Source organism: Affinundibacterium flavidum (genome assembly GCF_014284175.1).
GTDB lineage: Bacteria > Pseudomonadota > Gammaproteobacteria > Burkholderiales > Burkholderiaceae_D > Undibacterium > Undibacterium flavidum.
In genome coordinates, this window is sequence record NZ_JACOGA010000012.1 from 113917 (window position 1) to 128041 (window position 14125).

Annotated in this window: 16 protein-coding genes; 7 read left to right on the forward strand and 9 right to left on the reverse strand. The window is 44.7% G+C overall.

Annotation, left to right across the window (positions count from 1 at the left end):
• Nucleotides 1–13 precede the first annotated feature (13 nt).
• Nucleotides 14–2140 carry a DUF4214 domain-containing protein gene (locus tag H8K55_RS13955; RefSeq protein WP_186942669.1) on the forward strand — a complete coding sequence of 709 codons (2127 nt, stop codon included), beginning with the start codon at nt 14–16 and terminating at the stop codon, nt 2138–2140.
• A 108-nt stretch (nt 2141–2248) separates the two neighbouring features.
• Here H8K55_RS13955 and mnmA read toward each other — a convergent pair whose 3' ends face one another.
• Together mnmA and H8K55_RS13965 are read right to left on the reverse strand one after the other, a co-directional pair.
• The gene (mnmA, locus tag H8K55_RS13960; RefSeq protein WP_186942670.1) at nt 2249–3346 is read right to left on the reverse strand and encodes a tRNA 2-thiouridine(34) synthase MnmA; all 1098 of its coding nucleotides are present in this window, start codon (nt 3344–3346) and stop codon (nt 2249–2251) included.
• Nucleotides 3347–3542: 196 nt separating this feature from the next.
• The gene (locus H8K55_RS13965) at nt 3543–4031 is read right to left on the reverse strand and encodes an NUDIX hydrolase (RefSeq protein ID WP_186942671.1); all 489 of its coding nucleotides are present in this window, start codon (nt 4029–4031) and stop codon (nt 3543–3545) included.
• A 640-nt stretch (nt 4032–4671) separates the two neighbouring features.
• Here H8K55_RS13965 and H8K55_RS13970 point away from each other — a divergent pair.
• From H8K55_RS13970 to H8K55_RS13985, 4 genes are all read left to right on the forward strand, one after another.
• Entirely contained in the window at nt 4672–5787 is a 1116-nt protein-coding gene (locus H8K55_RS13970) for a Re/Si-specific NAD(P)(+) transhydrogenase subunit alpha (RefSeq protein WP_186942672.1), read from the forward strand.
• A gap of 74 nt (nt 5788–5861) precedes the next feature.
• A complete protein-coding gene (panD, locus tag H8K55_RS13975) occupies nt 5862–6224 on the forward strand; it encodes an aspartate 1-decarboxylase (RefSeq protein ID WP_186942673.1) in 363 nt (120 codons plus the stop codon).
• Nucleotides 6225–6300: 76 nt separating this feature from the next.
• Nucleotides 6301–6624, forward strand: a complete 324-nt coding sequence (locus H8K55_RS13980) for an NAD(P) transhydrogenase subunit alpha part 2 (protein WP_186942674.1) — start codon at nt 6301–6303, stop codon at nt 6622–6624.
• A complete protein-coding gene (locus tag H8K55_RS13985) occupies nt 6624–8069 on the forward strand; it encodes an NAD(P)(+) transhydrogenase (Re/Si-specific) subunit beta (protein ID WP_186890394.1) in 1446 nt (481 codons plus the stop codon). The genes H8K55_RS13980 and H8K55_RS13985 overlap by 1 nt, the downstream gene beginning before the upstream one ends.
• Before the next feature lie 66 nt (nt 8070–8135).
• Here the strand turns inward: H8K55_RS13985 and H8K55_RS13990 are convergent, their stop codons facing one another.
• Nucleotides 8136–9092, reverse strand: coding sequence for a hypothetical protein (locus H8K55_RS13990; protein ID WP_186942675.1), 957 nt, complete (start codon nt 9090–9092; stop codon nt 8136–8138).
• A gap of 159 nt (nt 9093–9251) precedes the next feature.
• On the opposite strand from H8K55_RS13990, the gene H8K55_RS21595 reads away from it, so the two are divergent.
• A complete protein-coding gene (locus H8K55_RS21595) occupies nt 9252–9554 on the forward strand; it encodes a hypothetical protein (protein ID WP_222612478.1) in 303 nt (100 codons plus the stop codon).
• Between the two features lie 344 nt (nt 9555–9898).
• On the opposite strand, the gene H8K55_RS13995 is transcribed toward H8K55_RS21595, so the two are convergent.
• From H8K55_RS13995 to H8K55_RS14010, 4 genes are all read right to left on the reverse strand, one after another.
• Nucleotides 9899–10222, reverse strand: a complete 324-nt coding sequence (locus tag H8K55_RS13995; protein ID WP_186942676.1) for a low molecular weight protein tyrosine phosphatase family protein — start codon at nt 10220–10222, stop codon at nt 9899–9901.
• Between the two features lie 38 nt (nt 10223–10260).
• On the reverse strand, nt 10261–11103 hold the full coding sequence (locus H8K55_RS14000; RefSeq protein WP_186942677.1) for an alpha/beta hydrolase: 843 nt from the start codon (nt 11101–11103) through the stop codon (nt 10261–10263).
• Between the two features lie 116 nt (nt 11104–11219).
• Nucleotides 11220–11594, reverse strand: coding sequence for a YfeK family protein (locus H8K55_RS14005; RefSeq protein ID WP_186942678.1), 375 nt, complete (start codon nt 11592–11594; stop codon nt 11220–11222).
• Between the two features lie 69 nt (nt 11595–11663).
• Nucleotides 11664–12056, reverse strand: a complete 393-nt coding sequence (locus tag H8K55_RS14010; RefSeq protein WP_186942679.1) for a VOC family protein — start codon at nt 12054–12056, stop codon at nt 11664–11666.
• A 258-nt stretch (nt 12057–12314) separates the two neighbouring features.
• Here H8K55_RS14010 and H8K55_RS14015 point away from each other — a divergent pair, with 258 nt between their 5' ends.
• A complete protein-coding gene (locus tag H8K55_RS14015) occupies nt 12315–12956 on the forward strand; it encodes a YceI family protein (protein ID WP_186942680.1) in 642 nt (213 codons plus the stop codon).
• Between the two features lie 28 nt (nt 12957–12984).
• Here the strand turns inward: H8K55_RS14015 and H8K55_RS14020 are convergent, their stop codons facing one another.
• Nucleotides 12985–13515 carry an NADPH-dependent FMN reductase gene (locus H8K55_RS14020; RefSeq protein WP_186942681.1) on the reverse strand — a complete coding sequence of 177 codons (531 nt, stop codon included), beginning with the start codon at nt 13513–13515 and terminating at the stop codon, nt 12985–12987.
• An 80-nt stretch (nt 13516–13595) separates the two neighbouring features.
• Nucleotides 13596–14012: an SRPBCC family protein gene (locus H8K55_RS14025; RefSeq protein ID WP_186942682.1), complete on the reverse strand. Its 417-nt coding sequence runs from the start codon at nt 14010–14012 to the stop codon at nt 13596–13598.
• Between the last annotated feature and the right edge of the window lie 113 nt (nt 14013–14125).

Sequence of the window (14125 nt, forward strand, 5' to 3'; positions counted from 1 at the left end):
GAAGTCTATGATTGTGAAAAAAATCTTAGTAAGTGCGCTTTTATCCGCATGTTACAGCTTAAGCTATGCTGCCGAACCCTTGTTTTTGGCCAAAAGTGGAAGCAGAAATATTCAGGGGCAGGTTAAAGCAGGCTTGACTCAAGGCGTGATTTTGCCATTTGAAGGAGATGCTTCTGTCATCAATGCGCAAATCGGTTTGCGTATTAATCCCAAAGCTTTAGATGCGGATGAAATGACGATTACGCTTCCTAACGGCAAAACGGTCAGTTCTAAACGTATCAAACGCTATACGACTCACGGTGGATCTACTGTATGGATTGGGAAAAGTACAAAGGCGAGTTTGGGAACGCTCGATTATGTAACTAATGAAACTCATTTGGTTGTACGGGATGGCAGAATCTTTGGTAGCGTTACAGTCAATGGTAAACGCTATATGGTGAATGCAGCAAGTGATGGCTCCCATGTTCTCGCAGAATTCAAAATGAATAATGTGATTCCAGATCATGATGAGCGTGCTTATAAGGCAGCCGCGCTCACTGTGCCTCCATTACCGCAGGTAGTGAGCCCCGTAATGTCTAAGTCGGTGAATAGGCGGATAGAATTCGCAGAATTTGATCAAGAAAAATACTTGGCGCAGGCAAAAGCACAATTTGGTAGTAAAAATGTAATGGCGGCAATTCCTAGTGATTATGTGCCAGTCGTTCGGATTTTGGTGAACTTCACCGCAAAAGCAGAAGCCTACCCTTCGGGCGCGACAAATCAACAAGCTATCGAGTGGCTGGTCGACCAAGTTAATCTCGCAGCACTTAATTCTCTCGCACCAGTACGTTTTTCACTAGCGTTTGCAGCACCGGTTACTTATACCGAAACTGGTAATGTTGCGACCGATCTGGATAGATATTGGAGCAGTACAGATACGTTTATGAATGAAGTTCACACATCAAGACAAACACATCTCGCTGATGTTGCTGTGCTATTAACGAATGCAACCAATGCTAACGCCTGTGGGCGATCCAAAGAAATTAAAGCAGATGCAACACAAGCATACGTCGTCGTAGACATGAGATGTGCAATTGGTAATAATAGTTTTTCGCATGAAATCGCCCATCTTTTTGGTGCGCGCCATGATGCTAAGGCAGATGATTTGCAAATCCCGTACAAATTTGGTCATGGTTTTAAGCAGGGTAGCGCGGAAGGTGATGTTCGAACTATTATGGCTTATCCCGATCTAAAAGCGGACGGGAGCGTAGATCCCAACGATCTGAGTGTCCGAACTAATTATTTTTCAACACCGGATATCCTTCATCCTAATGGCAGAGCAATCGGTAATACAGGCACTGCGAACGTTGTTCGCGTACTTAGGGAGCGTGCAGCGGATCTCTCAAAATTTCAATCTGCGCCATTAACATATGAAAAAACGCGTGCAACTTTTAAAATTTCTCAAAGCAATTCTGAGCTCTACGTACAAGATACTACTTTAGGAGTCCCGGATTCAGAAACAATCCTAAAAGCAGGTACTAATTCCATTACATTTACTGATATGCGGGTGAATTTGAACACGGCAAGACAGGCGAAAACGATCCCTGCTGATAAATTACAGTCCTTAATTGAGTTGTATATCGCCTTTATGAATCGCTTACCAGATTCAGATGGACTTGAATACTGGATCGGCGAAGTCAAACGTGGTCAGACTATTAATCAAATCGCAGAAAATTTTTATGATGCTGCTGTTTCGTATAGCAATTTGACAGGTTACTCTACAGCGATGAGCCATAGTGATTTCGTGATCAAAGTATATAAAAATGTCTTAGCGCGAACGGTCACTGCCAGTGATTCTGGTGTGGTGTATTGGACTGGAGAATTGTCTTCGGGCCGACAAAGTCGTGGTCAGGTAGTTTCTTCCATTTTAACGTCTGCACACGGTTTTAAAGGCGATGCTACTTGGGGCTGGGTTGCGAATTTGTTGGACAATAAGCTTTTTGTAGGTAATTACTTTAGCTTGAAGCAGGGTTTAAGCTATCGCACAGGGGAGACGAGTATTACTAAAACCATGCAGATTGCGGCAGCTGTGACACCTACCGATACTGCTGCAGCTATTAGAATTCTTGGATTAAGTGACCAATTAGATTTGACGCAATAATCGCTGAGCGATTTTAATAAGCGCCTTATAAAAGATGTGGTTGGCAGGAATCTGACGGTGTCGATTGAACAACAGAGGCCGTCGGATTCCTACTTATTTTCTATTTTCTTAAGTCCAAGCCGAATTAATAATCCCACCACCCAAACAAACATCGCCATCATACAAAACCGCAGATTGTCCCGGCGTTACTGCCCATTGTGCTTCGTCAAAATGCAATTGAAATAGCTCCTTGTCGCCGCTAAAGCGACATGCCATATCTGGTTGGCGATAGCGCGTTTTTGCTGATAATTTTTCCAGATCCGGCGCATGTCCCGCAACCCAACTGACTTGTGCGGCTTCTAATGAATTCGAGAGCAACCACGGATGATCATGTCCTTGCACCGCATACACCCGATTATTGGCGACATCTTTGCGTGCTACGTACCAGGCGTCGCTGCTGCCATCGGCATTTTGATGAGATTTGATTCCGCCTATGCCTATGCCTTTGCGTTGACCTAAAGTATAAAAACTCAGCCCCACATGCTTGCCGATGATTTCTTCATCCGGTGTGCGGATTTCGCCTGGTGCGTAGGATAAATAGCGATTTAAAAATTCGCGGAAAGGACGTTCACCTATAAAGCAAATGCCGGTCGAGTCTTTCTTTTTCGCATTCGGCAAATTGATCTGTTCAGCAATTTTACGCACTTCGGTTTTATTGATCTCACCGAGTGGGAATAGGGTATTTTTAAGCTGCGCCTGATTCAAACGATGTAAGAAATAACTTTGATCTTTGCTGGCATCAAGTGCCTTCATTAACTGGAATTCGCCATTCATTTCACGCACACGCGCATAGTGACCGGTCGCGATATAGTCAGCACCGAGTTTCATCGCATGATCTAAGAAGGCTTTGAACTTGATTTCAGCATTGCACAAGACATCAGGATTTGGTGTACGACCAGCTTGATATTCACGCAAAAATTCAGCAAATACGCGGTCTTTATATTCACTGGCAAAATTCACAGTTTCGATATCGACACCGACCACATCAGCAACGCTCACAGCATCAATCAAATCTTCACGCGTCGAGCAATATTCAGAATTGTCATCATCTTCCCAATTCTTCATGAACAAGCCTATCACCTCATAGCCTTGCTCCTTTAAGAGCCAGGCCGAGACCGAAGAATCTACACCACCGGACATACCGATGACTACGCGTTTTTTACTCATGAATATTCCTGCTAATTTTTATACTGTTCTTGAAAGTCAAAACCCCTCAACGCCGAGGCACCGAGACGCCGAGAAAATCGAAATGAGAGGAAACAAGTCGACTCAGCGTTTTCTCAGCGTTTCTCTGCGCCTCCGCGTCTCGGCGTTGAGGGGTTTTTGCCAGATAACTATCTGTGTTCTACAAACTTGAAATAACTTAAACGCTTACCACACTAGGATGCGTATACATCAAATCCAAAGGCGCTCTTTGTCCCGCCAAATAATCCTGCAAACATTTCAAAATCAAGGGGCTGCGGTGCATTTCTTGGCACGCCAGAATCTCTTCATACGTCATCCACAATGCCCGCAAAATGCCGTGATCCAAAGGCCTGTCATGTTGTGCAACAACTTTGCCACAAAAAGCAAAGCGTAAATAGGTCACTTCTTTGCCTGAATTTGGTGAAATAAACTTCGACATATAGGTACCGATCAAGGCTTCTGGCACAAACTCGTGCGCCGTTTCTTCCATGGTTTCGCGAATTACCGCTTGCTCTAAACTTTCATTGGGATCCAAATGCCCGGCTGCTTGATTCAGGCGTACGCCATCGGGCGTGGTCTCTTCTATCATCAAAAATTCTAAGCGATCACCGTTTTGACGCGGGACGATGGCAGCGACAGTGACCGAAGGTTTCCAAGTGTCAGACATAGGTTGGAGTGTGAAAAATGAGAGCTTAAATGCGAAATAGGGCGTCATTTTACCTTGCTAGCCAACAATTCACCTGTGATTGCAGCAGAATTGGGATCCGAATTTACTAATAAAGATTCTGTCTATAAGAAAATCCTTCAAACTTGTTGTTATTTGTTACATTAAATTGAAATGGTTGGGCGATCAGCCTGAGCGCATGATTTCCTTCGCCAAGCCTTATGCCATCAGTGTTTGGCATATTGATGTTTGAGTTTAAGCGTCGCTGAGGCTGCTTTATGTCGGTGCGATCACATTCATACTGCGGTAGTTTAGTGTGCTTATCCTGTGCCAGTATGGTGCGTTTTTCGTGTAATATCGTTGTCGAATATCAAATGTATTATAGGAACCGCCTCAAATTCCCTGTTTGGGCGAATTGCAGTGGGTAAGGCCTTGCTCTTCATCCCAAAAAGGTAATTTGAGACGGTTCCTAGCCTCCAGTTCAATTTGTGTGTTTTTGAACATCGTGGTGATATAAGTTGAAATACCAATCATCTTGTTTGTCTTTTATCCAAGGACAAACAGTTCGCGCTGCACGAAATACCCGAAGTAATCGCTTTTGTAATTGAACTTAACGGTATCAAAAATAAAAAGGAGTATCTTTATGAAAATCGGCATTCCCGCCGAAACACGGTCGGGCGAGACGCGCGTTGCGGCTACCCCAGAAACAATTAAGAAATACGTAAGTGCCAAGCACGAAGTCGTCGTGCAAGCAGGCGCTGGTATCGCCTCATCGATTACGGACGAAGCTTACCAAACGGTTGGCGCAACGATAGTGACTGCGGCGGATGCTTTTGCTGCAGATTTGATCTTGAAGGTGCGCGCACCTTCTGCAGAAGAACGCGGCTTGATCAAGTCTGGTGCAGTCATCGTTGGCATGCTCAATCCTTTTGATGCTGAGAATATCGCCGCAATGGCAGCGCATGGCATCACAGCGTTTTCTTTGGAAGCTGCGCCACGGATTACGCGCGCACAGTCCTTGGACGTCTTGTCGTCACAAGCGAACATTGCTGGTTACAAAGCCGTGATGTTGGCAGCTAATACTTACCAACGCTTCATGCCGATGTTGATGACGGCGGCTGGTACGGTGAAAGCTGCACGCGTTTTGATTATGGGTGTCGGTGTCGCAGGTCTGCAAGCGATTGCCACTGCGAAGCGTCTGGGCGCAGTGATTGAAGCGTCTGACGTCCGTCCTCCGGTTAAAGAGCAGGTCGAATCCTTGGGCGCGAAGTTTATTGATGTGCCCTATGAAACCGATGAAGAGCGTGAAATCGCTAAAGGTGTGGGCGGCTATGCGCGTCCTATGCCTGCTGCATGGATGGCACGTCAGGCTGCTTTGGTGCATGAACGCGCCAAACAAGCCGACATCATCATTACGACCGCTTTGATCCCAGGTCGCAAAGCACCGATCTTGATTTCGGAAGAAACAGTGAAAGCGATGAAACCAGGTTCGGTGATTGTCGACATGGCAGTCGAGCAAGGCGGCAATTGTCCTTTATCCGAGCTAAACAAAACTGTCACCAAATACGGCGTCCACATCATCGGCGAACCGAATCTGGCGACACTGGTGGCTGCAGATGCCTCAGCGCTGTATTCACGCAATATTCTCGATTTCTTAAAATTGATCATCGATAAAGATGCCAATCTCGCGATCAATAAAGAAGATGAAATTGTGGTCGCTACCATGATGTGTTCTGGCGGCGAAGTGTTGAAGAAATAAATGGAAGACGACAAAAATTAATTTTTATCAGTAAGGCTTAGTAAGTACGTTTAAATAGAAGTTTTGAGGAAATTATGCAAAGAAATATGTTACGCGCCAAGATTCATCGCGTTTCTGTGACTCAATGTGATTTGAACTATGAAGGTTCATGCGGTATCGATCAGGATTTACTCGATGCTGCTGATATTAAGGAACATGAACGGATAGAACTCTACAACATCAATAACGGTGAGCGCTTTGCAACTTACGCGATTAAAGGTAAGCGCGGCAGTGGTGAAATCTCTCTGAATGGTGCTGCAGCACGACGCGTACAACTGGGCGATTTAATGATTATTTGCACTTACGCACCGATGGAGGATGAGGTAGCAGAAAACTTCAAACCTAAAGTCGTGTTTGTGGATGCCAAGAATAAAATCACCAGCTTGAAAGAATATTGATTTGACCTCGATGTTTTCGAAGCTACTTTTAAAAACTACTGAAGTCCCTTTTTTACCTAATTAAAGAGAGAACGTCATGGATGTAGTAAGTCATACACTCACTAATCTGATCATTTTCGTACTGGCAATTTATGTCGGTTACCACGTGGTCTGGACCGTAACACCCGCATTGCATACGCCCTTGATGGCGGTGACGAATGCGATTTCTGCCATCATCATCGTCGGTGCGATGTTGGCGGCAGGTCTGACTGAAGGTGCACTCGCGCAAGTGATGGGCACGCTGGCAGTCGCTTTGGCAGCGGTCAATGTCTTTGGTGGCTTCTTAGTCACGCAAAGGATGTTGGAGATGTTTAAGAAAAAAGAGCCTAAAGCGAAGCCTGAACAGAAGGAGGCACAATAATGAGTATGAATCTCGTTACGATGCTCTACCTGATTGCATCGGTTTGTTTTATTCAAGCACTTAAAGGTTTGTCGCATCCATCAACTGCACGTAAGGGGAATACCTTTGGCATGATAGGGATGGCAATCGCCGCGTTCACCACGGTTGCTCTGATCGTTAAGCTGAAAAACGAAGCGGGTGGTGCTAGCCTCGGTTATGGCTTAGTGATCCTCGGTATCGTAGTTGGTGGCGGTATCGGTGCCACTTTGGCGAAACGCGTAGAAATGACCAAGATGCCAGAACTGGTCGCAGCGATGCACTCCTTGATCGGTTTGGCGGCAGTCTGTATCGCCGTCGCCGTCGTGGCCGAACCATGGATTTTCAACATCACGACACGTGATGCGGCGATTCCATTCGGCAACCGTATTGAATTATTTATCGGTACCTTCGTCGGCGCGATTACCTTCTCAGGTTCGGTGATCGCCTTTGGTAAATTGTCTGGTAAATACAAGTTCCGTTTATTCCAAGGCGCACCTGTTAGCTTTGCTGGTCAACACATGCTGAACCTGGTTTTAGCAATCGCGATGGTGGGTCTCGGCTTGGTATTCTGTTTTGATGGTGGCGTTGCTCCAGCGTGGACACCATTTATCTTGATGACGGCGATTGCCTTCGTATTGGGCGTATTAATCATCATCCCTATCGGTGGTGCGGATATGCCAGTGGTAGTGTCGATGTTGAATAGTTACTCAGGTTGGGCAGCCGCAGGTATTGGCTTCTCACTCAATAACTCGATGTTGATTATTGCGGGATCATTGGTCGGTTCTTCAGGCGCAATTCTTTCTTACATCATGTGTAAGGCGATGAATCGTTCTTTCTTCAACGTGATCTTGGGCGGCTTCGGTGGCGCTCCAGCAGAAGCGGCAGCTGGCGGCGGTGCACAACGCACAGTCAAATCGGGTTCACCTGATGACGTCGCGTTCTTGTTAGGCAATGCAGAAACGGTCATCATCGTTCCTGGCTATGGTTTAGCGGTAGCACGTGCTCAGCATGCTTTGAAAGAGTTGACGGAAAAACTTACGCACAAAGGTATTACGGTCAAGTACGCGATTCACCCAGTGGCTGGTCGTATGCCTGGTCACATGAACGTCTTGCTGGCAGAAGCTGAAGTGCCGTATGACCAAGTGTTCGAGATGGAAGATATCAATAGCGAATTCGGCCAAGCCGACGTGGTCTTGGTCTTGGGCGCGAATGACGTCGTTAACCCAGCCGCAAAAGATCCAAAATCACCTATCGCGGGTATGCCGATTCTTGAGGCTTATAAGGCGAAAACGATTATCGTTAATAAGCGTTCCATGGCTTCTGGTTATGCTGGTTTGGATAATGAGTTGTTTTACATGGATAAGACGATGATGGTGTTTGGGGATGCTAAGAAGGTGATTGAGGATATGGTTAAAGCGGTGGAGTAATACGTTTTTCTATGTTTTGATCGCTTGTGAAAAAGCCCGCAAGATCTTTGGATTTTGCGGGCTTTTTTAGGTTTTCTTGTCTGTTGGATTGATCATAATTCCTTTTGGTTTTGCAATTTCACAAAATTCTTCTGCAGTATATTTCATTGCAAGTGCGGCTAGTCCGCTTGCTAAAATTGGCAACCCTATACGAAAATCGTTTAGGGTTGCAACTGCTGCTGCAGCAAAGTATCCATCATTAAAAACTTTAGGCATTTTTTTTGACCATAGTTTATAAATCGGACTATCAGCTTTACAAAAGGTTTTCCATGCGATTCTTTTCAATAGCGCGAAAGTTGTTTTCCCTATATTTCTGGGTTCATGTATTTTCTCTGGTGAGGGTAACAATTTTCGATCAGGTGCTGGAAGTTGAAGAATTGAATAATTTCTAACGTCGCTTAGTAAATTTAGGCTAGATGTAGGAACACTATTTCCTATGAGTTTGTAAATTTCATTTTCATCATTATGCTGAATGAGAAAGATTGCTTTAGCTTCGATTTCTTTGATATCTAGCGGGGCGTCATCTGCACCGATCAATTCCGCAAAAATACACTCTTCTTCTATGCGTTCAATAAATCGTTTTTGAAATTGGTGGCGTGTTTTATCAGAATTTATGTTATTTATATTTTCAATGACACTTTTAATGAGTTTTTTTGCTTCATTTATTTTCTTTTGTCGAAGTTGTGTAATCGCTAGCAGTCCACTAGCTTCAAGATATAGTCTAGTGTTTTCTCCAGCAAGTTTGCGTACGCCAATTAGTCCTGACTCAGCATAGGTAAGTCGATTCGCGTCGACACAAGCTTCGTAGGCCCAAAGCTTTGCCCTCAAAAGCCTGTGATGACTACGATTATTTTGAAATAAGACTTGTATTTGTGTTGCTACTTCTATAGCCGATTCATGTTCTTGCCGAGACACCGCTTTTTTTAGGGCGTTTTCGAGCGGCCTCAGTTTTACTAGTAATTCTTCGGATAGTTTGATTGTCATGAACGAGTGAAAAGATGCGTATGCAAGAATAATAATGTAGCGTAATCATATATATCTAACGTGTCAATTGTGTTTATAGGGTTCAGTAAAATTGAGTTATTTGTATAGTCTAGTAGGTTGGGCAGGTCTTATTGTCCACTCAGAAATACATAATATCGTTTGCAAGGTAGTCGCTACAAAAATCACTGTAAACACTTTCGTCGTTCACAGGTCGGGTGTGGCCCGACAGCCACTCACTTTCTTTGCTTCGCCAAAGAAAGTAAGCAAAGAAAGGCGACCACGCTGCCACTGCCCTTCGGGTTCCCAATTGTGCAGGACAAAAAATGGGAAAGTGTCGAAACTCGCTTCGCTCAAACAACGCCACTTTCTTTATCCATTTTCTGTCTAGCACAATTGGCAGTGTCAGAAGTGGAACGGCGTCAAAGTCAAAAACAAGGTCAAAAACAAGGTCAAAAACAATGACCTACAGCGGCTAATAGAAAATTGAGTGTCTGTCGATATTGATTGTTTTGAAGTTGCCTTTGACCTACCCCCGTTTGAGACGATGTAATTTGTGCGTCACAGAAAATGGATAAGAAAGTGTTGTTGTCTGAGCGTAGCGAGTTTCAACACTTTCCCATTTTTTGTGATGCACAAATTATGCTGGAGCGTAGCGTAAGCACCCGCAGGGCGAGTCTACGGTCGCCTTTTTTGGAGGACCTTTTTTGGCGAAGCAAAAAAGGTGCTTGGCTGTCGGGCCACACCCGACCAACAGAACGTTGATTAAGCCGAAAATTGAATACGACCAGCAACAACTCAGTAACAATTCACATCAAAAATTTCCCAACCTTAGCCTTCAAAACAGCAATCAACACCGGATCCATATACTCATATTCATCCGGAATATCCAAACAAATAATCCGCTTATTATTGAGATAAGGCCGGAATTTTTTCGATAACTTATTGCGATGTGCTTTCTCCATGACGAAGATGATCGTTGCCCATGCGATTTGTTCTGAGGAGAGTGGTGTGGTGGCGTCGTTGCCTAAGCCAGCTGAGTCGGTTTCGACATCCGGCCATGATGCAAAAATTTGCTCCGCTGTTGGACTGCGGAGTCGGTTTTGGGTGCAGATAAAGAGCGCGCGTTTCATGTGAATATGTTGGTTTTCTATTTCGCGAGCAGTGACGTCTATTGTGACCTTGAAGCTTGTATTTGAGTGATAAATTCACAGTAAGTTTTTCGCACATCTTCATTTCTTAGCAATCCAGAATGCCCCACATTTGGCGCTACGATAAAATGTTTTTCGCTGCCCGGAATCGCGTCAAAAACAAGTCTGCCTAATGCCGGCGGTGTTTGATCATCTTTTTCTCCTGCAATGACCAGTGCTTTGCCGTGATAGCGCGCCATATCGCGATCGACTTTGATAACACGTAAACTATCTGCTGCCTCAAAGTGAAAAAATGGTTTGGCAAAGGCCGGAACTTTGGCGTCGAGTAGCGCCATGAAGCTGGATCCAGTCGCCTCCAAAATAATGCCATCGACTTGGCGTTGTTGCGCGATATGTGCGGCGATGAAGCTGCCCAGAGAGTAACCGTGGATCACGAGTTTTTTACTTGATTTGGACTTCAAATCATCATAAATTTTTAAGGCATCTCGCTTGAGATTATCCATCGTCGGTTCGCCAACGGTACGACCATAGCCGCGATAATCATACATTTGTAAATTGATAGGGCAACTGCCTATCGTTTGCATCAGATATTTTGCGGCATTGTCGATATGCGAATCTGCACCACCAAGGTAGAGCACTAGAACATCGGCATGTGTTTGTTCTATGGCAAATCCATTCGCATGTAGCGTTTCGTTGATGACAATGCTGCTTTCAGAAAAACTAGCTTCGGGTCGTACTTGTTTCAAAACGAGAGCATCAAATTTCTGTTTTTGTTGATAGCCGCTGCTCTTGTCTGGATGCAGAATGTCGCTATCGACGATTCTCATAGAGAAGCAGCCGCTGAGAAGGGTGGATAGACTCATTAAGGCGCATGCAAATAGCTTGCGGCGAATTGCAGTTGCTAAATCATTTTTGTTCATAAGTAGGGCGGCGAAGCGTTGGCGTGAATTTTGGTCAGAGAGTTTGTCTGCGCTGTGCTCTATTTTGAAATGCCTGATGAGCGTAACACTTTCAATTGGTCTAGTAGCCAAACTTTACTTTCTGTTGCTGGGCTATTTCCACATTTCACTTGATACGCTTTGCCGCTGGTGCTGCTGGTTGACGCCGCATGCATAATGAAATCTTCTGTGCTTTTGATCATGTTCTTATTCTCGAAATACTCTAATTTTTTTGTCAGATGTGACTGCGCTTCCGTTCCAGAATACCAAGTGCCATTGCGGTTGAACTGGCAACCAGAAACTTGTAGTTGCTTAAACAAAGCATCAATTTCTGCGCGAGTCGATTGTGGTGCTTGGCCTGCTGAGCTGATGTTAGTGACTAAAAATAGCGCAATGAAAATGGCTTTAAAATTCATGTGAAGCGTCCTGAAATTTGTTGGTGGAGATGATGGTCAATTAAGTTTTTGTGGAATCAGTATTTGATTTCAAGCGTCAAGCATACGTACCTGAAAAACATTACCTTCCGGGTCATGACCATCACAGGCACGAATTCCTCGCGCGACCCATTCGTGTGCGCTGGATTTAATTGCGCCGCCTAGTTGATCAGCTTGTGCACGTGCAATCGAGATGTTTGCGACAGGCAGACAGAGTTTGGTATAGGAGTCTTCCCGGACAACGACTGTCACTGCGGTGGAATTTTGAGGTGAAGGCTCGCCATATAAGGCATGGATCACTAGTTCAAAACCATCTATGCCCAAGATAGCGTAGGATGGCTCTTCATGCAGAATTTTCATCGCGGCGACGGTACTATAAAAAGCCGTCATGCGTGGTACATCACTAACGAAAAGTACCATACAAGTTATCGGTAAAGTGGTCATCGCGTCTCTCGCATTTGTTTGCTATTCATGGACATCATCAAAGATCATTCATCATGCATAAGTCATCATGGAACATAAGTATTGACACTGAATGAGTCGGAATGACGCCGAGTTCAATTACTTATTTCTTAGTGTTGATGTTACTTTACCATTTTTCTTCTGGCATTTCGGTTCAAATTGGACTTTCTCAACGCGCGGCTAAGAATTCGATTTAGAATAGTTTCTGCTTTAGCGTGGTGCGCAAACTGGAGAGAGAGTATGTTACGACACATCTGGTCTGTAATGATTCGTCTGGTGAATCGACTGGCATATCGCGCAGTTGGTCTGATGATGTTAGTGGCCTCAGTCACCTCAACTGTAGCCGCAACTGCAGCCACAACTGCAGCCACAACTGACCGCTACGTGATTGACCCCACCCATACTTATTCGATTTTTGAGTATTCTCATTGGGGATTGTCCTTGCAACAAGGACGTTTTGAAAAGAATTCCGGCTTTATCGACATTGATAGTGAGAAACGAACAGGTACTGTGCAATTAAGTATTGATGCTGCGTCAGTCAGCACTGGTAATGGTTTATTCGATACTGCATTGCGTTCCAGCAGTTTCTTTGATGTGCAGATTTACCCGACAATTAATTTCGTTTCCAGTGCTCTGATATTCGATGAGAAAAATAATGTCATTGCGTTGGAAGGTGATTTAACGATTAAAAACATCACAAAGAAAGTGAAATTTGAATTGACGCAATTTCGTTGTCGCTTCATGCCCTTGTATTTGAAAAGTGCCTGCGGTGCAAATGGCAATGCCAAAATTTTACGTAGTGATTTTGATGTTGGGCGTTACACGCCTTTTGTTAGTGATGAAGTCACTTTGTATTTTGCGGTGGAGGCGATTAAGGAATAAGAGGGAGAAAGAGCGAAAGGCGTGAGTTTTATTTATGCTCAAAAATTGCTGATATTGCTGTTAATGCTGTGAGGATTTGTTCTTTATGTGAATCGGAAGATGCAATATCTTCCGCACTAAGCTGACAGTTCGTCACCGGAATACGTAAGCATGCAGCCGTGATGAGATGCGCATTCATTGTGCTTAAGATTTCTCTTAGCGCTTCGTCGGCTATCGATGCACGATGAGATGGATTAAAGGCCGCGACTGGTTTGTTGGTAAAGGGGACGTAGGCCACCAGCCAATCGAGCGCATTCTTGATGGTGCCTGTGACGCCATGCGCATATTCTGGACTGGCAATAATGATGGCATCAGACCAATTGACGGCTTCCCAAAGCCTGTGAACGGTTGGAGGCACGGATGCCGATGCTTCGATGTCCGGATTAAATAAGGGTAAGTCCCCTAAGCCATCAAAAATAGAAAAATCAAATTGATTCCCTGCCAAGTTTGCAGTTGCTTGAAGTAGCGCTAGTGATCTGGATTGTTTGCGCAAGCTACCGCAAAGTGCAAGTATTTTCATGACACTATCTATTAGATTAAAGGGAGATCGTAAGTGCTGTTGCAAGCCATTAAAAACGGACTTTGTTTAACTGAATAAATTTAAGCTTTCGCTTTGCTTTCAACGTACCGGGCAAAATTATCCAAAATCGCCTGCCAACCTGCACGCTGCATCTCTGCACTGTGTTCATTTTCCGCATCGAAAGTTTCCGTAATCTGGACAGCGCCATCGGCTTCTTTGAACGTAACTGTCACCGTGCGTTGATCTCCCAAGGCGTATTCAATCAATTCATGCGGAATAACTTGCGTGTAGGTTCCCTCAAAATCAAATCCCATACTGCCATCTTTGGCTTCCATTCGGCTGGAAAAAATGCCACCTACGCGCAGATTATTGCTACTGCGCGGCGTGTGCCAGTCATCGTTGGCGGCATTCCATTGCATGATGTCGGCGGGCGTTGTCCAGGCATCCCAGCAATCTTTGAGTTTGGCTTTGACGGTCGTGTTGATGGTGATTTTCATGGTTTTGTCTCGGGTTTCCGGATGAGTGGTGAAGTGTTGGTGTTGATGACTTTGCAAATGCCAACGTAAATGTCAACTCAAATACGGGCGCAAATTAGACCGCAAAAAAGCGT

Bases quoted from the DNA above. Each gene is read 5' to 3' on its own strand.
- H8K55_RS13980 (WP_186942674.1), top strand. From the start codon at position 6,301: ATGGATGTAGTAAGTCATACACTCACTAATCTGATCATTTTCGTACTG.
- mnmA (WP_186942670.1), bottom strand. From the start codon at position 3,346: ATGAGTAAAAAACGCGTAGTCATCGGTATGTCCGGTGGTGTAGATTCT.
- H8K55_RS14015 (WP_186942680.1), top strand. From the start codon at position 12,315: ATGTTACGACACATCTGGTCTGTAATGATTCGTCTGGTGAATCGACTG.
- H8K55_RS14005 (WP_186942678.1), bottom strand. From the start codon at position 11,594: ATGAATTTTAAAGCCATTTTCATTGCGCTATTTTTAGTCACTAACATC.
- H8K55_RS13995 (WP_186942676.1), bottom strand. From the start codon at position 10,222: ATGAAACGCGCGCTCTTTATCTGCACCCAAAACCGACTCCGCAGTCCA.
- H8K55_RS14000 (WP_186942677.1), bottom strand. From the start codon at position 11,103: ATGAGTCTATCCACCCTTCTCAGCGGCTGCTTCTCTATGAGAATCGTC.
- H8K55_RS13985 (WP_186890394.1), top strand. From the start codon at position 6,624: ATGAGTATGAATCTCGTTACGATGCTCTACCTGATTGCATCGGTTTGT.
- panD (WP_186942673.1), top strand. From the start codon at position 5,862: ATGCAAAGAAATATGTTACGCGCCAAGATTCATCGCGTTTCTGTGACT.
- H8K55_RS13990 (WP_186942675.1), bottom strand. From the start codon at position 9,092: ATGACAATCAAACTATCCGAAGAATTACTAGTAAAACTGAGGCCGCTC.
- H8K55_RS14020 (WP_186942681.1), bottom strand. From the start codon at position 13,515: ATGAAAATACTTGCACTTTGCGGTAGCTTGCGCAAACAATCCAGATCA.
- H8K55_RS13970 (WP_186942672.1), top strand. From the start codon at position 4,672: ATGAAAATCGGCATTCCCGCCGAAACACGGTCGGGCGAGACGCGCGTT.
- H8K55_RS14025 (WP_186942682.1), bottom strand. From the start codon at position 14,012: ATGAAAATCACCATCAACACGACCGTCAAAGCCAAACTCAAAGATTGC.
- H8K55_RS14010 (WP_186942679.1), bottom strand. From the start codon at position 12,056: ATGACCACTTTACCGATAACTTGTATGGTACTTTTCGTTAGTGATGTA.
- H8K55_RS13965 (WP_186942671.1), bottom strand. From the start codon at position 4,031: ATGTCTGACACTTGGAAACCTTCGGTCACTGTCGCTGCCATCGTCCCG.